The sequence below is a fragment of the Nonomuraea sp. NPDC049750 genome (assembly GCF_040659625.1).
Classification (GTDB): domain Bacteria; phylum Actinomycetota; class Actinomycetes; order Streptosporangiales; family Streptosporangiaceae; genus Nonomuraea.
In genome coordinates this window covers 391,736-417,890 of the sequence record NZ_JBFANB010000005.1, presented here as the reverse complement: position 1 = coordinate 417,890, position 26,155 = coordinate 391,736, and the positions used below count along the sequence as shown (strand labels likewise).

Sequence of the window (26,155 nt, the reverse complement as noted above, 5' to 3'; positions counted from 1 at the left end):
CGCATCCTTTCCGCCGGTCTTTGGAGACAACGCTGGCCTGGCCTGGTCGAGCGGACGCCGAGCTGAGACAGAGGATCGTTCGGTTCGTTCTCGTGTCGCGCTCGATGTGCGGCGGCGAGCCTCGGCGACGAGAAATCGACATTCGCTGCCGGAGACGGAGACGACGTGAACGTTGACACCGAGCCGACCCGACTCGACACGCGGTACGTGGAGATCCAGCAGTTCTACGCCGCGCACATGCACCTGCTGGACAGCGGCGACACGGCTGGATGGGCGGCCACCTTCACCGAGGACGGGACCTTCGAGCCGCCGCCGCCGCGGCCCGCGGTGCGTGGGCGGGACAACCTGGCCGACGCCTCCGCGCGCGCGGCGGCCGAACGCGCGCGGAAGGGCGAGACGCACCGTCACTGGCACGGCATGGTGTCCGTACGGCCGGCGGAAGACGCGGATTGCGTACGGGTGACCTGCTACGCGCTGATCTTCGTGACCCCGGCGGGTGGCGAGTCGCGGCTGCACCAGTCATGTGTCTGCGAGGACCTGCTGGTGCGCACCGACCGGGGCTGGCTGGTCCGGCATCGCCGGGTCACCCGTGACGGCCAGCCCGCTTGAAGGGAGCGGTCATGCGGATTCTCTTCGTGGTCTGGGCGTGGCCCTCGCACTTCTTCCCGATGGTGCCGACGGCGTGGGCCAGCTGGGCGGCCGGGCACGAGGTGCTCGTCGCCACCCAACCGGCGCTGCAGAAAACCCTCCGTGACAGCGGGCTGCCCGCCGCGTGCGTCGGCGCCGATCTTGACACGGCCGGCATGTTCAGAAACCGGATGGCCAAGGCCAAGGACGCCGAAGGCCGCCTGACCAAACTGAGCGCGCCGGGCAAGGACGCCGAAGGCCGCCTGACCAAGCTGACCGCGCCGGGCGCACCTCGCGCCGGCGGGCCGGCGGATCCGCGGCTGCTGGTGCTCGAGGTCTACGGCGCGCTGGCGCGGGCCATGGCCGACGACACCGTCAGGCTCGCCAAGGGGTGGTCCGCCGACGTGGTCGTCTGGGATCCGATCACCTTCGCCGGCGCCATCGCGGCCCGCGCGGCCGGCGCGCTTTCCGTACGCCATACGTGGGGCTTGGACAGCGCCCGGTCCATGCGGCTGTACGACGACTGGCCGTCCGATCTGCGTGCGCTCCTGGCCGAGCACGACGTACCGGTAGAACGCGTCCGCGAGGACCTGTGCCTCGACATCTGCCCGCCCCTGTTGCAACTGCCGCCGGAGGCCCGCACCACATCGGCGCGGTACGTGCCGTACAACGGGCCGGACGCCGGCGCCAGCCGGATCATGGCCGCCTCCCGGCGGCCGAGAGTGTGCGTGACCTGGGGAACCACGGTGGAGCAGCTGGCCGGCAAGGCCCAGTTTCCGGCCGGCGAGGCGCTGCGCGCCCTGGCGGCCCATGACGTCGACGTCGTGGTCGCGGCATCCGACGAACAGGTGTCCCGGCTGGGCGCGTTGCCGGAGAACGTCACCGCGACGGGCTGGATGCCGTTGCGCACGGTGCTGGAGTCGTGCACGGCGATCGTGCACGAGGGCGGCGCGGGCACCCTGATGACCGCGTCGCTGCTCGGCGTACCGCAGCTGGTCATTCCCACGCTGCACGAACAGATACTCGCGGGGGAACGGCTCGCCGCCACCGGCGCGGGCCGGCACCTGGCGGCCGGCGCCGCGACGGCCGCGGCCATCGAGCAGGCTCTCGCGCCGCTGCTCGGCGCCAACGGCCATCGCCAGGCCGCGCTGGCTCTGCGGCAGCACATCCTCGATCAGCCGACGCTCGGGGACACGGTGTCCCGATGGGATGGCCTGGCCGGCTGAGGTGCCCGCGGCAGCTCAGAAAACAGTGGTTTACGAATGTCCGGGGCCGGCGAGTAACTGCCGAAGCCAATGGGGAAAGCCTTCCTCGCCGTTCGTGCCTTTCTCCAAGAAGACGATGTTGTGATAGACGTGGATCCCGGTGACGCAGGCCTGGGTGAGCGTCGGGGGCTGGTCGGCGGCCGACGCGCGCTCCTGGAAGTGCAGGTCATCCACGAGCTGCTTGACCAGCCCGACCGCCGTGTACGGCTCCGCGGCCTCTCCCGCGCTGCCCCCGAATTCCGGCAGGTACGACGTCTGCAGGTCCTCGATCACATAGATCCCGTCGTGCCGCAAGTACGGCAGCAGCGCATGAAAGGCCGTCCGGATGTCCTCGGCCACATGGCTGCCGTCGTCGATGACAATGTCGAACGGACCGTATAGGTCACCGATCGCGGCCAACTCCTCGGCCACTCGCTGATCGGCCACGGCGGCGGTCAGCCGGCGTTGATTCAGCAGCGACTTGTCAAATATGTCGACACCGACGATGAGCCCACGGTGGAAATATCTCTTCCACATCTTCAGAGAAGCGCCACCCAACTCGCGATCCTCGCCGCCGATGCCGATCTCCAACAAGCGGACGGGATGGTCCCTGAACCGCTCGAAATGGTGTTCGTAGTGAGGGGCGTACCAATGGAGGCTGGCCCATTTGTCCGATCCGTAGCGGACAGCGAGGGCGCCCAGATCAACCGAGTCGTTACCGCATCCCGAGAGAAGCGTGTCGGTCGCGAGAGCCGTGTCGCGAAGATACCCGAGATGTTCGAGCCCCGAAGGGAGGAACGCGTTACGGAAGTCCCCCGTGCGCCGGTGCCCGACCGGCCCGAAAATGCGGCGGACGAGATCCAGGACGTCGATCTCCAGCACCATCTGGACGGCGCGACCATCGCCGTTCACCTGGCTGATCGGCTCGTCGCGCATTACCCGGAGTAGGGTCCTGCGCCGTCGCACACCGTGTACGACTTCCAGGGCGATGGTGACCGCCGTGGTGTTCTCCGGCGGGGGGCACCGAAAGACGATCTCGTCGATGAGGATCTCACCGACGGTGTCCAGACCGAGCTCGTCGACCAGTTCGGCGACGGCCGCGTCCGGCGCGGTACCGGCAGTGATCAGTCGCTCGACGTGCTCGGCGTCGAGCTTGTCATTCGAGGACATGGGCATCACATCGATTCCGGGGCGTGAGCCGGCTGACGGCCGCCGTGCGAGGTCAGGCTCTTTATGATCATGTTGTCGACCGCACGGGCAGGCAGCAGGTCGATGATCAGGCTGCGCATCCTGGCGTCCCATCCCAGCCGACGCTGCACCGGGGGCCGGCGCATGGACACCAGCCGGACCACCGCTTCCGCCACCGCCTCCGGCGACTGCCCCTGGTGCCGCCCGCGCTCGGCCACCGCCGCGACACCGGCGGCGAAGGCCTGATAGGACGGATGGCCGGACCAGGAACCCCGGCCCGCGCGCAGGTCCGCGACGATGCGGTCCCACAGCCTGGTGTTGACCGAGCCGGGCTGGAAGGCCACCACGGTCACTCCCTGCGCACGCACCTCCCGGCGCAGCGCCACCGCGATGGCCTCGAAGGCCGCCTTGGCGGACCCGTACGGCCCCGCCAGCGGCAGGGTGAACTTGGCGGCGTCGGAGCCGATGTTGACGATCCGGCCACCGGCCCTGCGCAGCAGGGGGAGCATCGCCTGGATGACCGCGACCTGTCCGAGGACGTTGACCTCGAACAGGTTTCGCAGCTCGTCGAGGGTCACATGCTCGATCGGAGCCATCGCGACGGCACCGGCGTTGTTCACCAGCACGTCCAGCCCCGACTCGCCCACCTCGGCCTCGATGCGCGCGGCGGCCGCCTTGACGTCCGGCAGTTCGCGGACGTCGAGCCGGATCGCCGTGATCGTCTCGGCGGCGGCGCGCAGCCGCTCCCCATCTTCCGCCGAGCGAACTCCCGCGTACACCCGCATGCCGCGCCGGGCCAGCGCCAGCGCCGTGCTCTTCCCGATCCCCTGAGAACTCCCGGTGACCAGCGCGCTACGACCTTTCAACTCCACTGGTGCGGCTCCTTCGCTCGATGCCGGCGTCGCGAGCCGTCCGGTGCGGAAACGACGTCACGGCGGGATTCACGGGTAGGGCGATTCACGGATAGGACGGGTCACGGATAGGACGGGTCACGGATAGGACGGGTCACGGATAGGACACGGCACGCGGATCGACGGCGTATCAACGCGGTACAGACCCGCTGGTCGGCCGGTTACGAGAGCCGGTCACGAGAGCCGGTCACGAGAAGAGCACCGGCTGCTGGTCGGCGACCAGCACCTGGTGATGCAGCCGCTGGAGGTCCCGCGACGGGTCGAGGCCGAGCTGCGTGGCCAGCTGGCTGCGCAGATCGGCGTACACGCCGAGCGCCTCTCCCCGGCGACCGCACCGGCTGAGGGTGATCATGAGCTGGGCGCTCAGCCACTCGTTCACGGGATCCTCGACGACCAGCGAGCGGATCTCCGAGATCAGTTCCCGATGGCGGCCCAACCGCATGTCCGCCATGATCCGGAGCTCCTTGGCGCTCCTGCGCTCCTCTTCGAGGAAGGTGGCGTACGCGCTCAGGGTCTGGCCCAACGGCACGTTCCCGAGTGCGGGGCCCCGCCACATATCCAGCGCTTCACGCAGCGTGATGGCGGCGTCCTCGGGCTGATCGTCACTGAGTAGTTGACGCCCCTTCGCCACGAGACCGCAGAAGATATTGGCATCGACCATATCCTCGGCGAGTCGCAGCAGATAGCCGTGGGTCTTTGTCGCCAGGAGGTCGACGCCGGCCGGTCCGAGGCGTTCGATGAATATCTTGCGCAGGTGGTAGATATACGTGCGAGCGGTCGCCACCGAGGTCCTCGGCGGCCCATCACCCCAAATCTCGCCGATGATGGTGTCGATGCTCACCACGCGATTCGCATGGAGCGCGATGAGAGCGAGCACCGTCCTTTCTTTGGGCGGATCGGGAGTGAAGTCTGATTTGCCGTTGAGTTCGACCTGAAAAGCCCCCAGCATGGAAATTCTCATGAACCGACGCTCCGCACTTCTCCGAGGGTTCGGAACCCATTCTCGACTACGCATCAATAAGAATAGAACTGCCTTTTCATGGTCTTGGGAATTCAGGGTCTTCGCGTTCGACCGGAGGCAGGTTGTCAGCCGCCCCGGGCGCCGCCGGTCGACCGGTGACCGAGGCCGGCGGCGACCGGGCGGCGCACGTGCGCGACGCCGAGCCGGGAGCTCCACCCCGCCCTCGACCGCGAGCCGCCCGGTGGACTCCTCGGATCTGCCGGCACCGGGGCGGTATTCGGCTGCCACCCGCCACCCCCTCGTCGCCCTGCCCGCACTCCGCGAAGAGTGTGATCTTCTACGGCACCCGCGCACGTGCCCGTCGATCATCCGTACGCATGCGGTAAGTGCCGCATTTAACAGTGCCTCTAGCGTGCTTCTTGATTCCCTCAATCTGCCTCAAGCAAGGTCTAAAAACATCACGGGTGGCACGGATCTTTTCCTGGGTATGAGTGAGTAGACATGATCACGGCCATGCCTAACTGCGTAACCAGGCAGAGCGGGGGGCCAGATGCGTACAGTGAGTAATCTGCCATGACAGTCGAGTATTCGAAGCCGCGTTTTACCCGGCGTGAAGTAGATGTCCTCGTTTTGGTGGCGACGGAGTGTGCGAACTCCGAGATCGCGACGGAGCTCGGGATCAGCGTCCGGACGGTGGAGAGCCACGTCAGGAACATGCTCCGCAAGTCGGGCCGCAGGAGCCGGGCGGGCCTGGTCGCCCACGGTTACGCCTCCGGGATACTTCTGCACGGAGTGTGGCCCCCGCGGTGCGCGGCGCGCGTGACTCCCCGTAACCGCGCCGCCTGAGCCACCGGGTGCCCCGCGCGGGGCGGGGCGGCACCCGTCTCGTGCGAACGGCGGTCGCCCGTCTCAGTGCGAACGGCGCTCGCCCGTCCACGTGCCCGGCGCGAAGCGGTCGGCGTGGTCGGCGGCCCACTCCCGGAAGGTCCGGGCCGGCCAGCGCGTGAGCCGCTCGACGGTCGGTTGGACGCGGGTCCGCAACTCGACGTCGGCGCTGCCCCACATCCCGACCAGAGCGTCCACCATCTCCTCCGGCAGGTGCCGGAGCATGGCCCGTCTGGCGTCGGCCGGGGTGATCTCCTCCAGGCGCAGGGCCCGGTCGAGGACGTCGCCGAGGACGCGCACCTGATCGAGGGTGGTCAGCACCTCGGGTCCCGTCACCGGATATACCTGGCGCCGGTGCCCCTCGCCGACGAGCGCGGCCACCGCGACGGCCGCGAGGTCGCGCGGATCGATGGGGACTGACGGCGACGCGCCGAACGGCGCCCGGACCACCCCCGCGACGACGATCTGCGGTGCCCACCGCAGCGCGTTGGACATGAAACCGCTGGCACGCAGGATCGTCCATCCCATGTCCGAGCGACGCAGCGCGTTCTCGGCCGCCCGTTGCCAGCGGGCGAGCGCGCCACCATCGCGCTCCTCGACGGCGAGCGAGGAGAGCTGGACGATGTGCCGCACACCGGCGGCTTCCGCCGCCTCCACGAGGTTCCGGTCGTGTTCGGCCCGCAGGTACGTCATCCCGGTCAGGAACACCGACCGAATCCCGCGCAGCGGTGCCGCCAGGGTGGCCGGATCGCCCAGGTCGCCACCCGCCACCTCCACGTCGGGCGGGAAGGAGACCGCTGCCGGGTCACGGGTCAGTGCGCGGACCTTCTCCCCGGTGTGGCGGAGTTGCTCCACCACCTCTCGACCCACGGTGCCCGTCGCCCCACATACCAGAATCATGTCAGTAGATGCCTTCGGGAGTGGCGCGGGTGATCTGGAGTGGACGGACATTGGCGACACCGTCGCAGGGCCATTCCGGGCCCGTGTCGTACCGCATCGCCTGGTCGCGCTCCAGGATGTTCGGCAGGAAGAGGTCCTCGTGCAGGACGGTCAGGCGTACCCGTCCCATCGCGCCATAGCTGACCACCTGCCGCCAGTCCTGCTTGTCGGTGACGGCCATGGTGACGTGCGGATACGTCGGTACGTAAGGCAGGATCCCGCCGTCCGGCGCGGCGGGCAGTCCCGCGGCGACGCCAAAGGTGTTGCCGTAGGTACGCCCGACGATTCCGCCGGCCAGGACCTCCCTGAAGGCGCGGTTCATGGCCGGGGTGATCTGCGTGCCGGCCACCCGGATTCCCTTGAGCGTCCGCGCCAGGTCGGGGGCCTCCTGTACGAAGGCCCGGAACAACGTGGGGGTCGTGCTCATGTAGTCGATGGACTGAAGCTCGACGATGTTGGCGATCTGGTCAACGACGTGGCGGGTGTACGCCTCGGCCTCAGCCGGCCGGCCCGCACGCACCAGGCGTTTGACCCACCTCGGATCGACGTCGATCACGAATACGCGCGCGTCGTCATACTCCGTGAGCTCCGCGACGCCGTGACCGATGATGTGGGGCCCGGTCGGCGTCGCCTGCAGCCACGCCCGCCCCGGTTCGAATCCCTCGGCCCGCAACGACCAGCGGCGCCAGATCCCGCGCTGGCGCAGCATCCGCGTGGTGTAGAAAACGCGGCAAGGATCGCCGGTGGTGCCGCCCGAGTCGAAGACGCGCCCGATCAACGGCCTCGGCACCGATCTGGGCACGAGGTCGGCGGGATCGAGCGTACGCAGATCGACCAGCGGGAACGGGCCGAACGCGGCCATCTCGTCGTAGCGGGTCACGTCCCTCGGGTCGAAGGGCAGGCTGGCCGCGCGCTTGAGCCAGTAGGGGCTTCCGCCTTCGGGGTCGAAGTGCCGCGCGATCACCTTTCGGGTCCACTCGTCGAGGTCCTGGTCCAGGAACTGTTCGATCAGGGCGTCCACGACGGCCTCCTCACCGCTCGGTCGGCAGCATCCCGAATTCCTGAATGGCGTCCAGCGCCTCGGACAGATGCTTCGGCTTGTCGATATGGACAGCGGCGTGTTCCAGCGCCCCGAGGTACAGATCCACCGCGGCGGGGCCGACCAGGAAGGACAGCTCGACCTCGTGCCGGTCGAGGCATTCGAGCATCCGGGGGAGGCTGAGGGGGTCGGTCTGGTTCCTGCGGAACACCTCGCGCACCTGGTCCGCGGTCGCGTACAGACCGGGCTCCATGCCTCCGCAGAACGGGACCTCAGGGTTCGCGAAGGTCATGGTGGCGATCTGCGGTTCCAGGGCCTCGCGGACGTAGTTCCGCAGCGGTGAGTGGAAGGCTATGGAGCTCTCCGGCGGAATCTCGAGCGCCTCCTTGTCCGGCATCCGCTCGGCGAGCCGGTGCAGGGCTTCCTGATGGCCGGAAAGCTGCACCAGCCGCGAGGACCGGCCGGCGACGCGCCCGATCTCCACCGCGACGTACACCCCCTCCGGGAACCCGCCGACGAACTCCTCGGGATCGAGGCCGGCGGGTACGAACAGCTTGGCCATGCCCTGCGGCGGGTCGAACCTCAGCGGTATCTCGCGCAGGCGCGCGAGGAGCTCGAACAGTTCCCGCCTCTCCACGGCGCCGACGACCGCGGCGGCGGTCATGGCGCCCAGGCTCATTCCCGCGACGATGTCCGGCCGGACCCCGTGCTCGGCCAGGACATCGCAGACGCCGAGCACCACCGCCGCCCGCCTGATCGCACCCACTTCCCGGTATTCGGCGAACGGATCCGCCCCCCAGGAGAGCAGCCGTTCCACCGGTACGCCGGTCCACTCGGCCACCTGCTCGTAGACGCTGCTCACGGCGGGATACGCCTCGTACAGATCGGTGCCGAGTCCCGGTTGATCGTGCAGCCCACCGTCGATGATGTACGCCAACGCCATGCTCTCGCCCCTAACCGTGGATTTCACTGGCTCCTGAATGTCACACCGCCGGTTCGGAGCCGCTTGGAGTGCCCGTGGAGTGCCGCCGGTCACCCGGCCGGCTCGGTCGCCCACAGCCCGGTCCGCGCCATCTCCTCCCATGAGGTGATCCGGGCGCCGTACAACACCTCCATGAAGCGCAGCACGGCGGCCGGGTCGAGGTGGAGGCTGGTCGTGCAGTCGGACAGGACCGTGACGTGGTAGCCCTTCTGGAATGCCGTCCGCGCGGTCGAGTCGACGCAGACATCGCTGTAGAGCCCGGCCAGCACCACCGTGCTCACGCCTCGCGAGGCCAGATACTCCTCGAATCCCGCGGTGAGGAACGCGTCGAAGTGGGCGCGCTTGGTGAACACCCGTTCGCCCGGCGCCGGCTCCACGCGGTGGAACTCAGCGCCCCAGGTGTGTTCCCGGCACCGGGGTCGCTTGCCCAGTCGCCGGTTGCGTTCCCGCCAGCTCGGTCCCTGGTACTTCTCGTCGCCGAGGAAGCGGACGAAGATGACCTCCACGCCCGCTTGTCTGGCCACCCCGACGGACCGGCGGGTGTTCTCCACCACCGCGGACACCGTGGCCCGGTCGAGCGGGCGACCGGAACCGGAGCTGTCGCTGAGGCAGAAGTCGTTCTGCATGTCGATCACGAGCAGCGCGGCGCGCCGTCCGGCCGCGTCGTTCGCGGCGGCCGGTATCACCGTGCTCTTCCGGGTGGTCATGGCCGATGCCCTACCGGGTCCCTGACCACCCGCGGCGTGACTCCAGGGCCTCGCACAGAGCGTTCACCACCGACGTGGTGCTCTGCCGGCCGCCCATGTCGGCGGTGACCAGACCGCGCTCGGTGAGCCGCTCCAGCCCGTGCTCGACGAGTCGCTCGGCGCCGTCGCAGGCGGCATGCCGCTGCATGATGGCGGCCGCGGCCCGGATGGCCGCGGTCGGGTTGACCAGATCCTTCCCCTCCAGGCTGTCGGCGGAGCCGTGCACCGTCTGGAACTCGGCCAGCCCGGCCAGGTCAGGGTGGAGGTACACGTTCTCGCTGAAGCGACTCTCCTGGCGGCCCAGGCCGAGCCAGTCCAGCAGCACCACGTGCATGATGTCGGCCCATTCGTTGCCTCCGATGACGAGCACCCGGCCGGACAGGCCGCCGGCGATGAGGTCGCGGTTGGCGGTGTCCGGCTGGCACAGTTCGATCTCGATGTCGTAACGCCGGGAGAGTTCGCTCACCCAGCCGCTCAGCGCGCCATCGAGCAGGTGGAACTTGTACGCCATGATCACGCGGTCGATCGGCCGGTCCCCCCAGTGCAGCCGCGCCCGCTCCAGCGCGAACGAGACGACCTTCTCAGTGGTGTGCCTGCTGAACTGGAACGTGCGCGTCACGACACCGTCGTGGTGTGTGTTGAAGCCGGTGTAGAAACCCTGGGCCTGGTCGCGAACCAGAAGGAGTGACACGAGATCCGTGTCGAGGGCGTCGACCTTGACCGAGTGCAGGCGCTCTCGCACGATGTACAGCGACTGGGCGTTGATCGCGGTCCGGAATATCGCCGTGACTCCCCGGCTGGCCTGACCGCGGCAGAACTCCTCGTAGTGGCGCGCGTCCTCGGCCGTCGCCTCCTTGATGCGACCGGCGTCGAGCTCTGGAAGCAGCGAGAAGTACGAGCCGTAGATCCGGGATGATCGACTGATCACGGGCCGCACCGCGTAGATGTCCCCGAGCTTCCCGATGACCTGCTCGAACGCGCTCGCCAGTTCGGCACCCGTGCCCCGGCCCACCGCCAGGCCGATCTGAACCTTGCTGCCCATGCTTTGTCCTCATCGTCGGTCGGATGGATCCGCGAGTACTGAGGGCAACCCCACCAGGCCGCCATCGGAACGCGATCGAGTAGCCATCGACTCCGAGAAAATAAGACTGATCCCAATATTGATATGAGACCAAGTATGGTACGGTACTTCTATGAGTACAGACCTGCCCCACGAAGAGACCGTGAAGACCCGACACGAACGGCGGCGGATCCAGACCAGGGAACGGATCGCCGACACGGCCCTGACCCTGTTCAGCGAGCGCGGCTACGACGCGGTGACCATCGCCGAGATCGCCGAGGCCGCCGACGTCGCGAAACAGACCGTCGTCAACCACTTCCCGGCCAAGGAGGACCTCCTCCTTGCCTGGCACCGCCCGGTGGAGGCCGACGTGATCGACCTGATCGACCAGCTTCCCCTGAGCACCCCGCTACCGGAGTTCCTCAAGGAGGAACTGCCGCGCATGTTCGCGAAACTGCCGGAGACACCGAAGGCCCCCCAAGGCGGCGGCGGACGGGCCGCGGGCCCCCAAGGCGGCGGACGGGCCGCGGGCGACCCGCAAGTCGGCGGCGGGCGAGCCGGGGGCGACCCGCGCCTCGCCCTCTTGGGGGCGATCATCATGAAGAGCCCCTCGATACAGGACGCGTTGCGGCGGCGCGGCAGCCGTTACCAGGAGGACCTGGCGGCGATCCTGTCCGACCGGGTGCCCGCGCGGCTGGGACCTGTCGCGGCACGCGCACTCGCCGCCTTCATCCTGACCACGGTCACCGCCATGGTCGAAGAGGCGATGCGACTACGGGCCGGAGGCCAACCGGCGGAGCAGATCACCGCCGCCCTCACCGAGACGGCCGGCCGCGCACTGGACATCCTGGACACCGGCCTCGGCGGAGCGGAGACGCCATCCGCGTAGCTAATTGGATCGATACCATTGTTGGCACCGATCCAATTCTGGTACGCTACTGGTGTTAAAGCTGCGACAGAAGGCATCAACCCGACGTGATCGACCAGCTTCCTCCGAGTGCTCCGCCGCCGGGGAAGCCCCCAAGGTGCGCCACTCGCAACTCTCTGGGAGCAGGTATGACAACGCAGCCCGTTGTCGAAGCGCGCGGCATCGTGAAACGCTTCGGCTCGACGACCGCCCTGCAAGACGTTGATCTGTCCGTTCCGACCGGCACCGTCTACGGCCTGCTCGGCCCCAACGGCGCGGGCAAGACGACGATGATCCGGATCTTGTCGACCCTTCTGCGGCCGGACGCCGGCACCGCCCGGGTGGCCGGACACGATGTCGTCCGCCAGGCGACCGCGGTGCGCTATCAGATCGGGTTGACCGGCCAGTTCGCCGCCGTGGACGAGAAGCTGACGGGACGAGAGAACCTACGCCTGTTCGGCCGCCTCTACCATCTGCCGGGACAACTGATCCGGCAGCGTGCCGAGGAACTGCTGGCGCGGTTCGACCTGTTAGAGGCCGCCGGACGGGTGGTGCGGACCTACTCCGGCGGCATGCGGCGCCGCCTGGACGTGGCGGCCAGCCTCATGATCGAGCCGGCCGTGCTGTTTCTCGACGAGCCGACCACCGGGCTGGACCCACGCAGCCGCAACCAGGTCTGGGACCTGGTCCGCGGCCTGGTCCGCGAGGGGACCACGGTGCTCCTGACGACGCAATATCTCGACGAGGCCGACCAGCTCGCCGACCGGATCGCGGTCATCGACCGCGGCCGGCTGATCGCCGACGGCACCCCCACCGACCTCAAAGCCAGCATCGGCGGCGCACGCGTCGAGGTCGTGGTCGAAGACCCGGCCACCCTGCCGGTCGCCGCCGCGGCACTCGCCCAGGCGTTCACCACCGAACCCCACATCACCCCGGGTGCCCGCAGGGTCAGCGCGCTGACCGAAGGCGCCAGAGACGACCTGCTGACCGCTGTCCGCGCGCTGGACGCGGCGGACGTCACCGTCGAGGACATCACCCTGCGCAGACCGACACTCGACGACGTCTTCCTCCGTCTGACCGGCCACACCACCACCGAAGAGCAGGAGACACCGTGACGTCCACATCCGCAGCGCCCGCGGTCGCGGGCCCGCTCTCCCGGCTGGGCTGGGCCATCCGCGACGGATGGGCGGTGGCCGGCCGGGAATTCAGCCAACTCCGCCACCACCCCGGCGAACTGGTCGGCGCGATGATCGTCCCGGTCATCATGGTGCTTCTGTTCGGCTACGTCTTCGGAAGCGCCATCAACGTGCCGGGCGGCGGCAGCTACCGCGAATATCTCATGCCGGGGCTGTTCGCCATGACCGCCATCACCGGAGTCATCGCCAGCGCCCTGCTCATCTCCAAGGACATCGCCGAAGGCGTCATGGACCGATTCCGCTCCATGCCCATGGCACGGTCGGCCATCCCCTTCGGCCGCACCCTCGCCGACCTGGCCACCGGCATCATCACCACCGCCATGATGGCCGGCGTGGGACTCCTGGTCGGCTGGCGAGCCCACAACGGCCTGGCCGCCACGCTGGCCGGATTCGGCCTCATCCTTCTCGTCCGCTTCGCGGTCAGCTGGATCGGCGTCACCGTCGGCCTCTCCATCAGCCCCGAGACCGCGAACGCGCTCATCCCCATCCTTTTCCCGATCTCGGCGCTGTCCAACAGCTTCGTCCCCACCGACGGCATGCCCACCTGGCTCCGCTTCATCGCCGACTGGAATCCCATCAGCGCCCTCGTCGCCGCCAGCCGCCAACTCTTCGGAAACCCCACCATCACCCCCACAGAGGGATCATGGCCGCTGCAGCACCCCCTCACCGCCACCCTGGCCTGGTCCATCGCCATCCTCGTCGTCTTCATCCCACTGGCGACATGGAGATTCCAACGAACCACCCGGTAGAGCCGGTCTTTTCCAGTGACGGCGGGGCCATGGCGTGGGTCGCCTGAAGGCGTTGATCCCGGCCCAGAAAACAGTAAAACCGCCTAGTGAACTAGGCGGTTTTACCTGGCCAGAAGACCTTCGCTGGTGCGCCGCCAGGGACTCGAACCCCGGACCCGCTGATTAAGAGTCAGCTGCTCTAACCAACTGAGCTAGCGGCGCCCGCAACAGAAGTAACTGTAGCAGCCACCGCGCACCACCCAGCACATCATCCGAGCCGCTCGCCCAGCCCCTCGTAGGCCTCCAGCACCGTCTCCCAGAACCGCTTCACATCCAGCGATGTGGCCACCAGCGCGTTGGGCCGCGCGTCTCGGAGTTTGAAGTCGGTGACCGTCATTCCCGAGGTGTGCCGGCCGATCGTCTCCACGTCCACCCGCGCCGGTACGCAGGTGAAGAGCGCGGGGTCGAGCACGTACGCCACGGCGCACGCGTCATGGATGCCCGGCCCGGAGTCGGCCGTGACCTCACCGTAGGACTGGGCGGCCGGGACCAGCAGGTCGGACAGCCGGCCGAGCGGGCGCATCCGGTCCAGCACCTCGGTGGTCACCGCGGCCGTGAGGGTCACGTCGAGGCCGAGCATCTTCACCGTCCAACCGGCGTCGAAGACGATGGCGGCCGCCTCCGGATCGGCCTTCATGTTGAACTCCGCCGCGGGAGTCGTGTTGCCGCGGGTGTAGGAGCCGCCCATGATCACGAAGTCGCGGGCCCACTCCACGACGCGTGGCTCCCGGCGTACGGCCAGCGCGATGTTGGTCAGCGGGCCGATGGCGACCAGCGTGATCTCGCCCGGAGCGGCCCGCAGGCTCTCCACGATGAAGTCCACGGCGTGGCCGTCGGAAACGGGGCGGGTCGCCGGTGGGAGGACGGCGTCGCCGAGGCCGGACAGACCATGGATGTCGGCGGCGCGGACCGTGGGGCACACCAGCGCGCCCGCGCTGCCGGGAACGACCGGAACGTCGCCGAGATCGAGAAATTCCCTGAGTGCCAGCGCGTTGGCCGTGGTCAACGCGAGGTCGACGTTGCCGCCTACCGTGGTGATACCCACGAGTTCGAGGGCCGGGGTGCCCGCCACCAGCGCCAGGGCCAGCGCGTCGTCGATGCCGGGATCGCAGTCAATGAGGACCTTTGTCACAGAACCGAACAATACGCATGAATCGGGGCCGGACAGTCCCCCAACTGTCCGGCCCCGACCGAGGGCGGTCCAGGCCGGCGCTTTCCCCCAAAAACGCCGGCGGTCCCGCACTGCGAACGACGGTCCCCCTCCGCGTCCGCTCTTCGGTAAAAGTCTGCAAGTCAGTCGCAGGACTCTTGACCTGCCTCGACACTACCGAGACGAATGCAACGAACGTGTCATAGGGGGGTCGAATGTCCGCCTAATCCGGTTACGGGATTACCAAACGGACCTCCGTACCTTCCTGGAGGGAGCGACTGACCGTGCAGTACTTCGCGTGCACCCGATCCGCTACCGCCCGGAAGACCTCGTCCGCCTGCTCGGAGGGGACTTCGACGTCATAGGTCACCGTGACGGGACCCAGCAGGTTCGGCTCGACCTTCTCCGATTCGACGGTCATCGACAGGCGGATCAGCCTTTGCCCGCGCTTGGCGGTCAGGGGCTCCACGGTCACGATGTTGCACCCGCCCACCGCCGCGAGCAGCAGCTCGACGGGCGTGAACGCGCCCTCCTCGTCGCCGGCCCCGATCTGTACCTCCGCGCCGCGGGCGTTCGTCGCCCGGAACCCGCCGTCTTCGGTCCGCTCAACTCGTACGTTAGCCATGTTTCAGACACTACTCAGACGCCTCTCATGTTCGGCGAGCATCGTCTATCCCATGGCTAGCGAGGCAAAGGCGAATCAGCCTCTCATCGTGTTCTGGTGCGGTGTGGCGGTCGCGGAGTTCGGGGCGATCCAACCGGGGTTCGGTTACCCCTGGCGGCCCTCCGCGTGGGCCGTCGCCGGACTGCTGGTGACGCTCGGGCTGCTGTCGGCCAGGGCGCCGGAACTCCTCCGTTCGGAGCAGGTCAGGCGGCGCCTGCGCCTGGCCGGGTACGTGGCGGGCACGCTGCTGGTGGCGCACCAGCTCAGCTCCACCGCCTATGTGACCAGCGCCAGCCGCACCGGCTCGCTCCTGCTGTACGGCATCGCGGCCGTGATGGCCGTCTGGCACCACGGCGTACGGGCCACCACCCGGGGCTCCCTGCTCATTGTCGCCGATCTCGAACCCGCCGGGCTGCGCGACCTGCTCGCCACCCGCACGGGCGACACCGTGACCGTCTACCGGACCGACCGGGTGACCGACGAGCTGCGCGAGCTGGAGGCCGAGCACGGCCTGGTGCTCGTCGAGGGCGAGGAGCACGACCCCCGGGCCAAGGAGCGGCTCAGCGCCTCGGGATTGCGCCGCCAGGTGCCCGACATCGCCGAACGCACCGTGATCGTCGCCGGACCCCGGCCCTTCCAGCGGTACGTCCGGGGCGCCCTGACCCGGCTATCCGTACCAAAGGCGCAGGTCAGGACAACTCGTTTCAAACCCAAGCCTAGGGTTTAACCAGGCATTACGCGCGCCGTGGGACGGTTGCTGCGAACAAGGAGGCAAGGTGACGACTTTCCCCGGAAGCGCCCGTGTCGAAATGGTCATGGGCATACCGGTCAGCGTGGACATCCGCACCGCCCTGCCACGGCGCGAGCTGGCCCCCGTACTCGACGACGCCTTCGCCTGGCTGCGCTGGGTGGACGAGACGTTCAACCCCGCCAGGGAAGACAGCCAGATCAGCGCACTGAACCGCGGTGGGACCATCCGGCAGGTCCCGGAGCTCATCGAGGTGCTGCATCGCTGCGACGAGCTCAGCGAGGCGACCGGCGGGTGGTTCGAGTCCCGCATCAACGGCGTCATAGACGCCTCCGGCTACATCAAGGGCTGGGCGCTCGAACGGCTCTCCCGCGCGCTGACCAACGCCGGCGCCGTCGATCACCACATCAACGCCGGTGGGGACATCAGGGTGCGCGGCTCGGCCGCCCCCGGCAAGCGCTGGCAGATCGGCGTCCGTGATCCGCGTACCGATCGGGTGCGCACGGTCGTGTTCACCCACGACCTGGGCATCGCCACCACGGGCGGCGCGAAGGTCGTCGATCCGCGCACCGGAATCAAGCAGGACACCCTCGGGTCGGTCACCGTGCTCGGCCCCGACCTGGGCGCCGCCGACGCTTACGCGACGGCGATGTACGCCATGGGGCCGGTGCTGGGCAGGCGCTTCGCCATGGAGCTCGCGGCGGCCGGGCCGTACCAGACCATGATCATCGGCCGTGACGACCAGGAGGTCATCACCACGTCCGGCTTCGCCGCCTACAGCAGCCCGGAAGCCCTGCTGGCGGGCTGAGGCGGCCTTCGGGCTGCGCGGCTTTGCGAGTCGCGCGGCTTTGCGGGTCGCGCAGCCTTGCGGGTCGCGCAGCCTTGCGGGTCGCGCAGCCTTGCGAGTCGCGCGGGCGTTCGATCGGCGCGGAACGGAACAGCTGTGGGGTGGAAGCGCTAGGCCTCGGGATGCTTGCTCAGATATTCGATGTAGACCGGCCGCAGAGCCTCGCCCAGCTCGCCTTCGCCGGCCGCCAGGGCATCGCTGAGCAGCGCGGACACCCGGCTGAGGTCGTTGGCGGTCTCGGTGTCGTGACCGCTGGCGGCCTCGGCCGCCGGGATCACTCGCAACAGGTTCCACAGAAAGCCCAGATCGCCGTGGCGCACGGCGTAGCTGACCGCGCGATCGTGCAGCTCGCTGGCCGACAGCGATTCGAATCCATCCGAGTCCATCTCGCTCCCTTCCCCCGACTGCCTCTTCCCAGCGTTGCCCCTCGGTAACGCCTATCGACAAGGCGTATCACAGTGGGTGGCCGGGCGGCACATATCCGCTCATCACGGAGTGCCTCTATCGGAGCACCGATCGGTAATGGGAGGATCAACCAGCGTGAGATTCATCATCAGAACCCTGGCGGCCGCGGTCGCCCTCTGGGTCGCCATCCAGTTCGTCCCTGGCATTCAGATCGCCGGGTCGAACACCCCCAAATACTGGGGCACCCTGCTCATCGTCGCCCTGATCTTCGGCCTCATCAACGCCATCGTGAAGCCGATCATCAAAACGCTGGGCTGTGCACTGATCGTGCTGACGCTGGGGTTGTTCCTCCTCGTGATCAACGCGGCCATGCTGCTGCTGACGAGCTGGATCTCCGGCCAGCTCGACATCCCCTTCCATGTCGCCAACTTCTATCCGGCCGCCTTCTGGGGCGCGATCATCATCAGCGTCGTCAGCTGGCTGCTCGGTCTGTTCATCCCCGACAACGATTGATCCCGGTGGAGCTCGGCGGTGCCGGTCTGACCTGCGCGCGGGTCCATGCGGCGGCGTACGGCGCGGCCCGGGTCACGATCTCCTCACTGGATCGGGCCCGGGCCGCGCCGGCCGAGCCGCGCCACCGGAGCCGCTGGAGATCGTGCTCGCCTGCGAGCGCGTCGCCGTCACAAGAGGCCCGATGTCCCCGACCGTCCCCTCTCGGATGACCTCCACGCCGCACGGCTGCTGCTCTCACAACCTTTTCGATCTTGTACGGCAAGCGGTGGGCACCCGCCCCCCACCGCACGGAGCTGAGGGCCTCCAGGAAGACGGCCGCTGACCGGCACAGACATCCCGCCGTTACGGCCCGCGGAAGACAGGCGGCCAGCCACCACGACCCCCCGACGACAGACACCCGCCCGCTCGCCGCCAAAGCCCCGCCCACCGACGACCAGCAACCCGCCGCTACGGACCGCCCGCGACCGACAGGCGCCCCACCGAGCCCCGTTCGCGAAGTGTCGGCTGCTGCACCACCCTCCGACGCCGCGTCCCCCCGTCGGCCGCCGCCGACATGAGGCGCACCGCGGCCCGCACGATACCGTCGATGTCCCAGTCGACCGTCGTGAGCCCCGGTGTGAGCAGGCCCGACATCGGGTGGTTGTCGTAACCCATGACCGAGACGTCGCCGGGGATCGACAGCCCCAGCTCCGCCGCCGCCGCGTAAACGCCATAGGCGATCGAGTCGGCGAAGCAGAACACCGCGCTAGGCCGATGCGCGTCGAGGATGCGGTGGGCCGCGTCGGTGGCCGCCGCCAGGCCGTGGGGCGCGGTGGCCACCACGATGTCGAGGCCGAGGCGGTCGGCCTCGGCGGTGACGAGCACGTCGGCCGGACGGTCGGGGGTGCTGGTCAAAGTCGGCGTCAGGAGGGCGATCCGCCGATGGCCCATCGCGTGGAGGTGCTCCAGCGCGAGGGTGACGCCGCGGCGGTTGTCGAAGACCACTTCGCCGGCCGTGCCCGCCAGTGAGTCGCCGATCGCCACCACCGGCAGCGACTCGCACAGCTCCGACCAGAACGGCGCCGCCGGATCGACGGGCTGCACGATCATGCCGTCGACCCGCTGGTCGCGCAGCTGCTGGGCCAGCGCCCGCTCGCGGGCCGGGTCGCCGACCGCGTCGAGGATCAGCGCGTAGCGGTCCTTCTCCCGCAGGCCCCTGCTGATGCCGACGGCCAGCGACTGCTGCCAGAGGTCTTCGAGGGAGCCGCAGAGCAGCCCGATCATGTTGGTGCGCCCGCTGGCCAGGGCCCTGGCGATGGGGTCGGCCTCGTAGCCGAGCTCGGCGGCGGCGGCGCGGACCCGCTCCATGGTCTCCTCGGAGACCTGCATGCCACGCAGCGCGTAGGAGACAGCGGCCGGCGACAGACCGGTCGCCTGGGCCACTTCCCGGATCGTCGCTCTCTTCCGTGGCATCTAGTCAGCCTATTGCGTGGCACCGACAGAAGCTCGCATGCCAAAGGGGCCGCCGGCGGGATTCGTCCCTATCGGGGGGCAAGCGGCCAACCGTTGACATTTGTCCAGTGAAGCGGTTCACTGAACCGTATCACTGAAACGGTTCACAGCATGAAGTTCCAGCGTGATAGGTTTACCTGCAATACTAGTAGGAAATAGAGGGAGGTGTGGTCGTGATCATCGACATCCATCAGCATTTGTGGACCGGAACATTCGTCGAAGCGCTCCGCGATCGGACCGCGCCCCCCTACCTCGACGGCTGGACGCTGATCCTCGACGGCGAGCCGCCCTACGAGGTCGACCCCGCCGACCACACCGACCGGGACGTCACCGGGCTGGAGCTGGCCCTGGTCTCGCTGTCCAGCCCGCTCGGCATCGAGTTCCTGCCTCCGGAGGAGGCGTGGCCGCTGCTCGACGCCTACCACGAGGGCGCGCTCGGGCTGCCCGAGCCGTTCGGCGCGTGGGCCTCGACCTGCCACAGCGAGCCCGACCCCGAGCGCCTGGCCAAGGACCTCGACCGCGGGTTCGCCGGGCTGCAGATCCCGGCGACGGCCCTGCCCGACGACCGCCTGCTGGACGTGCTCACGGAGCGGGACCTGCCGCTGTTCGTCCATCCGGGCCCGGCCGCGGCCACGCCCGGCACACCGTCCTGGTGGCCCGCGCTCGTGCCGTACGTCCAGCAGATGCACGCGTCGTGGCACTACTTCCACGCGGTCGTCAGACCGCGCCATCCCAGGCTGCGCGTGTGCTTCGCGCTGCTGGCCGGGCTGGCCCCGCTCCACTCGGAGCGACTGATCGCGAGGGGCGGCACGGGCCGCGGCCTGGTGGACCCCGGCTGCTTCGTGGAGACCTCCTCGTACGGCCCGCGCGCGATCGACGCGATCGTCCGCGAGCTCGGCGTCGACGTCGTGGTCAACGGCTCCGACGCCCCCTACGCCACCGCACCCGACCCGGGGCTCGGCGAGGCAGCCGCCCACGCCATCCGGGTCACCAATCCCCGTCGTCTACTCGGCCGAAAGGAGACCCGTACGTGAGCGAGCTAATCCTCGAGCACCCCGGCATGAATCAGACCCAGGACGGGGGCGCCTGTGCTCGGCTCCCGGAGCGCACACTGGACCGGCGCGAGCTGCGCAAGCTGGTGAACGAGCTGGCAGCCGACCCGGCCGAGTGGCGCGATCAGGTGGAGTTCCCCGCCGACGGCGGCCGGCACTACGCCTCGCTCTACCGTGACGCCTACGTCGACGTCTGGCTCCTGTGCTGGCGGCCCGAGGATGACACGGGCTGGCACGACCACGACATCTCCTCGGGCGCGGTCCACGTGGTCCAGGGGGCGCTGCTGGAGTGCAACCCGCGCATCGGCGGCGAGCACCTGGAGACCGTGGTGTCGGAGGGCCAGTCGTTCTCGTTCGGCCCGGACCACATCCACCGGCTCAACGGTGCCGTGGACAACAGCGTCTCGATCCACGCCTATTCGCCGCCGCTGTGGCGGCTCGGCCAGTACTCCATCGACGACACCGGCGTCATGCGCCGCGTCTCGGTCAGCTACGCCGACGAGCTTCGTCCGATGGACGACGCGGTGGTGGCCTGAGCACGCAGCAGCTCGCGCAGGGCTCCACGTCGGGCAGCGCGATCCACAGGCAGCAGGTCCTGCGGAAGTAGCCGTCGTCGGCGGGCTCGATCAGCCCGTCGACCGGCTTGCCGACCTCGGCCAGCAGCGCCATGTAGTCACCCGCCACGAACTGCGTCAACGGGTGGGCGAACGCCTCCGCGGTCGAACCCCAGAGTGTCCGCTCACCCACTCTGGCCATCCGGCTGAGCACGCGTACCAGCGGCTCCTGCGACTCGGCCAGCGCCCGTCTGATCGGCGCGACGCCGGAGCCCCAGCTCACACGGCTGGCCGCGATCGTCACCCCCGCCCCGGACACCTTGAAGTACGTTTCGGCCGGCCGCATGGTCGGCACCCGCCCGTCGAGCGCCCAGCCGAGCGCCATCGGCAGCGTGTGCCAGTAGCCGTAGGTCTTCCAGAACAGCGCGGCACCGACGTGGCGCGGGGCGCTCCAGCGCGCCGCCGTCTGGTCGACCAGCTCCTCCAGCAGGGTGTACGGCGGGCGCAGCAGCTCCGAGGCGGCCGTCCAGGTCTCGTCCGGCGTGATGACCAGCTCGGGTTCGACCCCGATCACCCCGCCGCGCTCGTCGGCCAACCGCTGGAGCGCCTCCGTGAGCACGTGAAGTCCTTCCACTACCGGTAAGCCTTACCCAAGGTAGCAGGGCGCCCTGCGAACCAACCGGCCAGGAGTTGCGCCCCCAGCACCCCGAGCCCCGTCAGTAAGGGCACCGTCCACCCGCCGGACACCTGCCTGAGCAGCCCGAACAGCACCGGCCCCAGCGCGGCCACCGCGTACCCCACCGACTGCGCCACCGACGACAGCGCGGTCACCGATGCCGGGTCGGGCGCACGCAGCGCGATCAGCAGCAGCGCCAGCGCGAACGAGGCTCCCTGCCCGACCCCGAGCACGACCATCCACAGCCACGGCAGCCAGGGCGCGGCGACCGGGGCCAGCAACATGCCGAGGTATCCGGCCACGGTCAGCAGCCCCGCCCCGATCACGAACGGCACCTGCGACGGCCGCCGCCCGGCCAGGATCGGCACGCCGAGTGTGGCGCCCACCTGGACCAGGTTCGTCACGCTGAGCAGGTAGCCGGCCTGGTCGGCGGGCAGCCCGGCGTCATGGAAGATCGTCGGCAGCCAGGCCAGCAGCACGTAGAAGGTGAAGGACTGCAGGCCCATCAGGGCGGTCACGTACCAGGTGACCCGGCTGCGCAGCACCACCCCGAACGGCCGCGGCCCGCCCTGCGGCCCCGCCTGCCCGCGCAGCGCCTGCGGCAGCCAGAGCAACGCGGCCAGCAGCGCGGGTACGGCCATCAGCGCCGACATGCCGCGCCAGCCGTAGCCCGTGGCGTGCTCGACGGGGATCACCAGCGCCGAGGCGGTCGCGGCGCCGCCCACGATCGCGGAGCTGTAGACGCCGGTCATCAGGTTGACCCGGTCGGGGAAATATTCCTTGGTGATGCCGGGCATGGCCACGTTCATCACGGCGATGGCGGTGGCCGCGATCGCCGAGCCCACGTACAGCGCGGGGATGCCGTCGAGGCCGCGCAGCACCACGCCGGCGGCCAGCACGAGGAGCCCGGCGAGCAGCGTGCGGTCCAGGCCGATCCGGCGCGCGAGCAGCGGCGCGATCGGCCCGAACACGCCCAAGCAGACCACCATCACCGTGGTGATCCCACCGCCCGCCGCGGGCGTGAGACCGACGTCGTTCATGATCTCATCGAGGAGCGGGGAGATGCCGGCGATCGCGGGCCGCAGGTTCAGCGCGGCCAGCACGAACCCGGCGACGAGGAGTGCGGATCTCAGGGGCATAGAACCTCTACTCTCGCATAACGCTCTGACAACGTTGTCTGGCCGTCCTACTTGGGAAAGGATCCAAGGGTGAGACCGACGATGAAGGATGTCGCCACGGCAGCCGGGGTGGCGCTCAAGACGGTCTCGCGCGTCGTCAACGGCGAGCCGGGCGTCAACCCGGCGACGGCCGAACGGGTGCGCGAGGCCATCGACCGGCTGGGCTACAGCCGCAACGAGAGCGCGCGCGTGCTGCGCAGGGGCCGCACCGCGACCGTCGGGCTGGTCATCGAGGACGTCGCCGACCCGTTCTACGCGGGGCTGAGCCGGGCGGTCGAGGACGTGGTCATCGTCGAGGGCTGCCTGCTGCTGAGCGGCTCGTCCGGCGAGAAACCGGCCAGGGAGCGCGAGCTGGTGCGTACGTTCTGCGCCCGCCGGGTCGACGGCCTGATCGTGGTGCCCGCCGGTGACGACCACTCCTACCTGCGTCCCGAGCTCGACGCCGGGACGCCCGCGGTGTTCGCCGACCGGCCGCCCGGGCCTGGCCTGGACGTCGACACCGTGCTCAGCGACAACGCGGGCGGCGCCAGGGAGGCCGTCGGCCACCTCCTGGCACACGGCCACCGGCGGATCGCCATGCTCGGCGACCATCCGTCGATCTATACGGCGGCCGAGCGGCTGGCGGGCTACCGCGCGGCCCTCGGCCCGCTCTACGACCCCCGGCTGGTGGCGATGCACGCCCCGACGCCCGAGACGGTCCGGGACGATCTGGAGCGCATGCTGGCGCTCGACTCGCCGCCGACCGCCCTGTTCACCGGCAATGGGCGGCTCACCGTGACCGCGCTGCGTGCGCTGGGCGGGCGGCGGATGGGGCTGGTCGGGTTCGACGACTTCGAGCTGGCCGACCTGCTGACGCCCGGCGTGACGGTGGTGGCCCAGGACCCGGCCGGGATGGGCCGGGTGGCCGCCGAGCTGCTGTTCCGCCGCCTGGCGGGGGACGGCGGGCCGTCGGAGCACGTCGAGCTGCCGGTACGCCTCATCCCCCGCGGCTCGGGCGAACTACCTCCGTGACCTCCGAGGCGGAGACGGAGCGAGCTTCCGGGCGTAGTGTGCCGGACAGGGCCAGGGCGGCGAGGACGCCCGCGATGCCCGCCGCGAAGATCGCCGGTCCCGGGCCGATCGCCTCACCCAGGACACCGATCACCGCCGCGCCGATCGCCTGCCCGGTCATCAGCCCGGCCGACAGCAGCCCGAACGCCTGGCCGCGCGCCTCCTCCGGCACCGCGTCCACGAAGCGCCGCTGCAACCCGAGCTGGTAGGACACCCCGGCGGCGGACACGGCGGCCAGCACCGCCGCCCACGCCACGCCGGGCGCCATGAGGAAGGCCAACCATGGCAGCCCGATCAGCACCGCCAACGGCAGCGACAGCCGCTCCCTGATCGCCGGAGCCGCGAACCGCCCGACGGTGAACTCCCCGACCGCCATCCCACCGGCCGCCGCCGCCAGCACCGCCCCCGCCTGCCCCTGACCGCCCAGATAGGGCACGACCATCGCCTCGGCCCCTGCCATGCACATGCACGGCAGCCAGCTCGCCAGCAGCAGCCCCCGCACCCGCCGATCGACCAGCAGCAGCCGATTCACCCGCAGAGTCACCCGCACGGCCCCACCGCCCGCACCGCGAGCCGCCGAGGCATCGCCGACCGCCGCACCGCCAGCCGCCACACCACTGACAGCCGCGCCCCGGCCGGGCCGGTAGGGCAGGCCGTACCGGAGCACCAGGGCGGCCACCGCCGAGAGCCCTGCCGTGATCGCCAGCGCCCCGCGTGGCCCCGTGACCGCCAGGAAGGCACCCCCCACGGCCAGCCCCGCGATCTGGGCGCCGGCCGAGGTGACCCCCATCAGCGACCGCGCCAGCACGAACGCGTCCCCAGGCAGTACGTCCGGCAGCAACGCACTGCGTGCCGCCCCGAACACCGGCGCGAACAACCCCGTCACCAGCACCAGCCCGAGCATCACCGGCACCGGCAGCCCGGCGAAAGCCAGCAGCAGGCACACCACCACCCTGACCAGTTCCCCCGCGACCATCACCGCCCGAGGTGGCAGCCGATCGGCCAGCGAGAGCAGGAACATCCCGCCCAGGATGTACGGCAGCCACCCGGCCATGTACGTGGCGGCCGAGAGCGCCGGCGATCCCGTCTCCGCGTACACCAGCACCGACAATGCCAGCATCTTGATCGAGTCCCCGGAGATCAGCAGCGCGAAGCTGCCGAACAGCACCCGGAACTCCCGTACCGCGAACACCTGCCCGAAGGTGGCCCCACGCTCGGTCAACCCGCACCCCCTGTTGAGTGAGAAGGGCGGCTCCGGAGGGAGGTCTCGGAGCCGCCGGTCACGATGCTGCGGGAGCACGCCCGGCGAGGGCGACTGTTTCGGATATAAACGAAAGGTGTTCAGGATCGAGGTCACCCCGCAGGACGTGGTGGCCAGCCGGTTCGCCATCTCGCCGCTGATCGAGACCATGCACGCGCAGTGGGTGCTCGAAGGCCGTACCAGGGCGGGCGCGCACCGGCGGTGGGTGGGCAGGTGGCACGAGCGGTACAAGGAGCTCGCCGGCCGCCACCCCGCCCTGCGCGCCATGGCGGCGATCACCGGCAACAAGGGCACCGGCAACGTCGACTTCATCGCGCCGCCGCCCGCCGGGATGAGCGTGCCGTTCGAGACCGAACTGGCCGCCATGCGCACGACTCCGGTCGAGCAGGCGCACGGCGAGATCGCCTCCGTCCTGGCCCAGCGGCCGCCCGTGCCGGAGTGGACCAGGGAGTTGCTGCTCGGACCCGACGTCGTCCAGGTGCTGGCCGATGCCTACGAGACGCTGTGGACGGAGATCCTGTCCAAGGACTGGCCGCGCTTCCAGGCGATCCTGGAACGCGACGTGGTGCAGCGGGCGGGCCGGCTCGCCGCGTACGGCTGGGCCGCCGCGCTCGACGACCTGAGCGAGCAGGTCCGGTGGCACGGCGACGGGTACATCGAGGTCCGGATGGGCCAGAGCGACGAGCGGCACCGGCTCGGCGGCAAGGGGCTGCTGTTCCTGCCGTCGGCGTTCGTGCCCGCCGTGGGCGCCTACCTGGAGGACGCCTGGCCGTACGCGCTCACGTACCCGGCCCGCGGCACGGCCGTCGAGGCGCCCGCGACAGGAACGGGGGCGGGCCTGGCGGTGCTGATCGGCCGCACCCGGGCCCGCATCCTCGCCGAGCTCGCCGTGCCCGCCACCACCACCCACCTCGCGGCCCTGCTCGGGCACAGCCTCGGCACCACCGGCGGCCACCTGGCCGCCCTGCGCCGCACCGGCCTCATCGCGGGCACCCGTACAGGCCGCGCCGTCCTGTACGCCCGCACCCCACTCGGCGACGCCCTCATAGCGGGAAACAGCTGAAGCACGGGTACGCGCGCGAGGACCGATGAT

The 26,155-nt window shown here is 69.6% G+C and carries 28 protein-coding genes and 1 tRNA gene; 13 read left to right on the top strand and 16 right to left on the bottom strand.

What is annotated here, in order from left to right:
- Positions 1–165 precede the first annotated feature (165 nt).
- Positions 166–609, top strand: a complete 444-nt coding sequence (locus AB0J16_RS16940) for a nuclear transport factor 2 family protein (RefSeq protein ID WP_358539790.1) — start codon at positions 166–168, stop codon at positions 607–609.
- 11 nt (positions 610–620) lie between these two features.
- Positions 621–1,853, top strand: a complete 1,233-nt coding sequence (locus AB0J16_RS16935) for a nucleotide disphospho-sugar-binding domain-containing protein (protein ID WP_358539787.1) — start codon at positions 621–623, stop codon at positions 1,851–1,853.
- Positions 1,854–1,883: 30 nt separating this feature from the next.
- On the opposite strand, the gene AB0J16_RS16930 is transcribed toward AB0J16_RS16935, so the two are convergent.
- The 3 genes from AB0J16_RS16930 to AB0J16_RS16920 all read right to left on the bottom strand — a co-directional run bounded on the left by AB0J16_RS16930 (position 1,884) and on the right by AB0J16_RS16920 (position 5,219).
- Complete coding sequence (locus AB0J16_RS16930) at positions 1,884–3,041, bottom strand: class I SAM-dependent methyltransferase (protein WP_358540339.1); 1,158 nt, start codon at positions 3,039–3,041, stop codon at positions 1,884–1,886.
- Positions 3,042–3,046: 5 nt separating this feature from the next.
- A complete protein-coding gene (locus tag AB0J16_RS16925) occupies positions 3,047–3,931 on the bottom strand; it encodes an SDR family NAD(P)-dependent oxidoreductase (RefSeq protein WP_358539784.1) in 885 nt (294 codons plus the stop codon).
- Positions 3,932–4,157: 226 nt separating this feature from the next.
- Entirely contained in the window at positions 4,158–5,219 is a 1,062-nt protein-coding gene (locus AB0J16_RS16920; protein ID WP_358539781.1) for an AfsR/SARP family transcriptional regulator, read from the bottom strand.
- Positions 5,220–5,504: 285 nt separating this feature from the next.
- Between AB0J16_RS16920 and AB0J16_RS16915 the strand changes: the two genes are divergently transcribed.
- Positions 5,505–5,777 (top strand): helix-turn-helix transcriptional regulator, encoded by a 273-nt coding sequence (locus AB0J16_RS16915; protein WP_358539778.1) that lies wholly within the window; start codon positions 5,505–5,507, stop codon positions 5,775–5,777.
- A gap of 63 nt (positions 5,778–5,840) precedes the next feature.
- Here AB0J16_RS16915 and AB0J16_RS16910 read toward each other — a convergent pair whose 3' ends face one another.
- The 5 genes from AB0J16_RS16910 to AB0J16_RS16890 all read right to left on the bottom strand — a co-directional run bounded on the left by AB0J16_RS16910 (position 5,841) and on the right by AB0J16_RS16890 (position 10,564).
- A complete protein-coding gene (locus AB0J16_RS16910; protein ID WP_358539775.1) occupies positions 5,841–6,716 on the bottom strand; it encodes an NAD(P)H-binding protein in 876 nt (291 codons plus the stop codon).
- 1 nt (position 6,717) lies between these two features.
- The gene (locus AB0J16_RS16905; protein ID WP_358539772.1) at positions 6,718–7,776 is read right to left on the bottom strand and encodes a hypothetical protein; all 1,059 of its coding nucleotides are present in this window, start codon (positions 7,774–7,776) and stop codon (positions 6,718–6,720) included.
- Between the two features lie 10 nt (positions 7,777–7,786).
- Positions 7,787–8,737, bottom strand: coding sequence for an acyltransferase domain-containing protein (locus tag AB0J16_RS16900; protein WP_358539769.1), 951 nt, complete (start codon positions 8,735–8,737; stop codon positions 7,787–7,789).
- A gap of 89 nt (positions 8,738–8,826) precedes the next feature.
- The gene (locus AB0J16_RS16895) at positions 8,827–9,483 is read right to left on the bottom strand and encodes a cysteine hydrolase (RefSeq protein ID WP_358539766.1); all 657 of its coding nucleotides are present in this window, start codon (positions 9,481–9,483) and stop codon (positions 8,827–8,829) included.
- Between the two features lie 10 nt (positions 9,484–9,493).
- Complete coding sequence (locus AB0J16_RS16890) at positions 9,494–10,564, bottom strand: isocitrate/isopropylmalate family dehydrogenase (protein ID WP_358539763.1); 1,071 nt, start codon at positions 10,562–10,564, stop codon at positions 9,494–9,496.
- 151 nt (positions 10,565–10,715) lie between these two features.
- On the opposite strand from AB0J16_RS16890, the gene AB0J16_RS16885 reads away from it, so the two are divergent.
- The 3 genes from AB0J16_RS16885 to AB0J16_RS16875 all read left to right on the top strand — a co-directional run bounded on the left by AB0J16_RS16885 (position 10,716) and on the right by AB0J16_RS16875 (position 13,434).
- Positions 10,716–11,471, top strand: a complete 756-nt coding sequence (locus tag AB0J16_RS16885) for a helix-turn-helix domain-containing protein (RefSeq protein ID WP_358539760.1) — start codon at positions 10,716–10,718, stop codon at positions 11,469–11,471.
- Positions 11,472–11,638: 167 nt separating this feature from the next.
- On the top strand, positions 11,639–12,604 hold the full coding sequence (locus AB0J16_RS16880; protein ID WP_358539757.1) for an ATP-binding cassette domain-containing protein: 966 nt from the start codon (positions 11,639–11,641) through the stop codon (positions 12,602–12,604).
- On the top strand, positions 12,601–13,434 hold the full coding sequence (locus tag AB0J16_RS16875) for an ABC transporter permease (RefSeq protein ID WP_358539754.1): 834 nt from the start codon (positions 12,601–12,603) through the stop codon (positions 13,432–13,434). Before AB0J16_RS16880 ends, AB0J16_RS16875 begins: the two co-directional genes overlap by 4 nt.
- A gap of 124 nt (positions 13,435–13,558) precedes the next feature.
- Here the strand turns inward: AB0J16_RS16875 and AB0J16_RS16870 are convergent.
- The 3 genes from AB0J16_RS16870 to AB0J16_RS16860 all read right to left on the bottom strand — a co-directional run bounded on the left by AB0J16_RS16870 (position 13,559) and on the right by AB0J16_RS16860 (position 15,248).
- Positions 13,559–13,635 (bottom strand) — tRNA-Lys (locus AB0J16_RS16870).
- Between the two features lie 46 nt (positions 13,636–13,681).
- The gene (locus AB0J16_RS16865) at positions 13,682–14,605 is read right to left on the bottom strand and encodes a nucleoside hydrolase (protein ID WP_358539750.1); all 924 of its coding nucleotides are present in this window, start codon (positions 14,603–14,605) and stop codon (positions 13,682–13,684) included.
- 250 nt (positions 14,606–14,855) lie between these two features.
- Positions 14,856–15,248, bottom strand: a complete 393-nt coding sequence (locus AB0J16_RS16860) for an OsmC family protein (protein WP_358539747.1) — start codon at positions 15,246–15,248, stop codon at positions 14,856–14,858.
- 52 nt (positions 15,249–15,300) lie between these two features.
- Between AB0J16_RS16860 and AB0J16_RS16855 the strand changes: the two genes are divergently transcribed.
- Positions 15,301–16,014 carry a hypothetical protein gene (locus AB0J16_RS16855; RefSeq protein ID WP_358539744.1) on the top strand — a complete coding sequence of 238 codons (714 nt, stop codon included), beginning with the start codon at positions 15,301–15,303 and terminating at the stop codon, positions 16,012–16,014.
- Positions 16,015–16,063: 49 nt separating this feature from the next.
- Positions 16,064–16,843 carry an FAD:protein FMN transferase gene (locus tag AB0J16_RS16850; protein ID WP_358539741.1) on the top strand — a complete coding sequence of 260 codons (780 nt, stop codon included), beginning with the start codon at positions 16,064–16,066 and terminating at the stop codon, positions 16,841–16,843.
- A 149-nt stretch (positions 16,844–16,992) separates the two neighbouring features.
- Here AB0J16_RS16850 and AB0J16_RS16845 read toward each other — a convergent pair whose 3' ends face one another.
- On the bottom strand, positions 16,993–17,268 hold the full coding sequence (locus AB0J16_RS16845) for a hypothetical protein (RefSeq protein WP_225291914.1): 276 nt from the start codon (positions 17,266–17,268) through the stop codon (positions 16,993–16,995).
- 154 nt (positions 17,269–17,422) lie between these two features.
- Here AB0J16_RS16845 and AB0J16_RS16840 point away from each other — a divergent pair, with 154 nt between their 5' ends.
- Entirely contained in the window at positions 17,423–17,800 is a 378-nt protein-coding gene (locus AB0J16_RS16840; RefSeq protein ID WP_357950586.1) for a phage holin family protein, read from the top strand.
- Positions 17,801–18,247: 447 nt separating this feature from the next.
- Here the strand turns inward: AB0J16_RS16840 and AB0J16_RS16835 are convergent, their stop codons facing one another.
- Entirely contained in the window at positions 18,248–19,252 is a 1,005-nt protein-coding gene (locus AB0J16_RS16835) for a LacI family DNA-binding transcriptional regulator (RefSeq protein WP_358539738.1), read from the bottom strand.
- Between the two features lie 212 nt (positions 19,253–19,464).
- Between AB0J16_RS16835 and AB0J16_RS16830 the strand changes: the two genes are divergently transcribed.
- Positions 19,465–20,325 (top strand): amidohydrolase, encoded by an 861-nt coding sequence (locus AB0J16_RS16830; RefSeq protein ID WP_358539735.1) that lies wholly within the window; start codon positions 19,465–19,467, stop codon positions 20,323–20,325.
- Entirely contained in the window at positions 20,322–20,879 is a 558-nt protein-coding gene (locus tag AB0J16_RS16825; RefSeq protein WP_358539732.1) for a cysteine dioxygenase family protein, read from the top strand. Before AB0J16_RS16830 ends, AB0J16_RS16825 begins: the two co-directional genes overlap by 4 nt.
- Here AB0J16_RS16825 and AB0J16_RS16820 read toward each other — a convergent pair.
- Together AB0J16_RS16820 and AB0J16_RS16815 are read right to left on the bottom strand one after the other, a co-directional pair.
- Positions 20,830–21,516, bottom strand: a complete 687-nt coding sequence (locus tag AB0J16_RS16820) for a hypothetical protein (protein ID WP_358539729.1) — start codon at positions 21,514–21,516, stop codon at positions 20,830–20,832. The two genes, AB0J16_RS16825 and AB0J16_RS16820, sit on opposite strands and share 50 nt — an antisense overlap.
- A gap of 14 nt (positions 21,517–21,530) precedes the next feature.
- Positions 21,531–22,712, bottom strand: a complete 1,182-nt coding sequence (locus AB0J16_RS16815) for an MFS transporter (RefSeq protein ID WP_358539725.1) — start codon at positions 22,710–22,712, stop codon at positions 21,531–21,533.
- Positions 22,713–22,793: 81 nt separating this feature from the next.
- Here AB0J16_RS16815 and AB0J16_RS16810 point away from each other — a divergent pair, with 81 nt between their 5' ends.
- On the top strand, positions 22,794–23,762 hold the full coding sequence (locus AB0J16_RS16810) for a LacI family DNA-binding transcriptional regulator (protein ID WP_358540336.1): 969 nt from the start codon (positions 22,794–22,796) through the stop codon (positions 23,760–23,762).
- Here the strand turns inward: AB0J16_RS16810 and AB0J16_RS16805 are convergent.
- Entirely contained in the window at positions 23,728–25,023 is a 1,296-nt protein-coding gene (locus AB0J16_RS16805) for an MFS transporter (protein ID WP_358539721.1), read from the bottom strand. The two genes, AB0J16_RS16810 and AB0J16_RS16805, sit on opposite strands and share 35 nt — an antisense overlap.
- 115 nt (positions 25,024–25,138) lie before the next feature.
- Between AB0J16_RS16805 and AB0J16_RS16800 the strand changes: the two genes are divergently transcribed.
- Entirely contained in the window at positions 25,139–26,125 is a 987-nt protein-coding gene (locus tag AB0J16_RS16800; protein WP_358539718.1) for a winged helix-turn-helix domain-containing protein, read from the top strand.
- Positions 26,126–26,155: the final 30 nt, after the last annotated feature.

Coding starts and splice junctions, on each gene's coding strand:
- AB0J16_RS16855 (WP_358539744.1), top strand. CDS start 15,301: ATGGCTAGCGAGGCAAAGGCGAATCAGCCTCTCATCGTGTTCTGGTGC.
- AB0J16_RS16900 (WP_358539769.1), bottom strand. CDS start 8,737: ATGGCGTTGGCGTACATCATCGACGGTGGGCTGCACGATCAACCGGGA.
- AB0J16_RS16915 (WP_358539778.1), top strand. CDS start 5,505: ATGACAGTCGAGTATTCGAAGCCGCGTTTTACCCGGCGTGAAGTAGAT.
- AB0J16_RS16860 (WP_358539747.1), bottom strand. CDS start 15,248: ATGGCTAACGTACGAGTTGAGCGGACCGAAGACGGCGGGTTCCGGGCG.
- AB0J16_RS16835 (WP_358539738.1), bottom strand. CDS start 19,252: ATGCCACGGAAGAGAGCGACGATCCGGGAAGTGGCCCAGGCGACCGGT.
- AB0J16_RS16930 (WP_358540339.1), bottom strand. CDS start 3,041: ATGTCCTCGAATGACAAGCTCGACGCCGAGCACGTCGAGCGACTGATC.
- AB0J16_RS16845 (WP_225291914.1), bottom strand. CDS start 17,268: ATGGACTCGGATGGATTCGAATCGCTGTCGGCCAGCGAGCTGCACGAT.
- AB0J16_RS16885 (WP_358539760.1), top strand. CDS start 10,716: ATGAGTACAGACCTGCCCCACGAAGAGACCGTGAAGACCCGACACGAA.
- AB0J16_RS16895 (WP_358539766.1), bottom strand. CDS start 9,483: ATGACCACCCGGAAGAGCACGGTGATACCGGCCGCCGCGAACGACGCG.
- AB0J16_RS16890 (WP_358539763.1), bottom strand. CDS start 10,564: ATGGGCAGCAAGGTTCAGATCGGCCTGGCGGTGGGCCGGGGCACGGGT.
- AB0J16_RS16880 (WP_358539757.1), top strand. CDS start 11,639: ATGACAACGCAGCCCGTTGTCGAAGCGCGCGGCATCGTGAAACGCTTC.
- AB0J16_RS16810 (WP_358540336.1), top strand. CDS start 22,794: ATGAAGGATGTCGCCACGGCAGCCGGGGTGGCGCTCAAGACGGTCTCG.
- AB0J16_RS16935 (WP_358539787.1), top strand. CDS start 621: ATGCGGATTCTCTTCGTGGTCTGGGCGTGGCCCTCGCACTTCTTCCCG.
- AB0J16_RS16815 (WP_358539725.1), bottom strand. CDS start 22,712: ATGCCCCTGAGATCCGCACTCCTCGTCGCCGGGTTCGTGCTGGCCGCG.
- AB0J16_RS16910 (WP_358539775.1), bottom strand. CDS start 6,716: ATGATTCTGGTATGTGGGGCGACGGGCACCGTGGGTCGAGAGGTGGTG.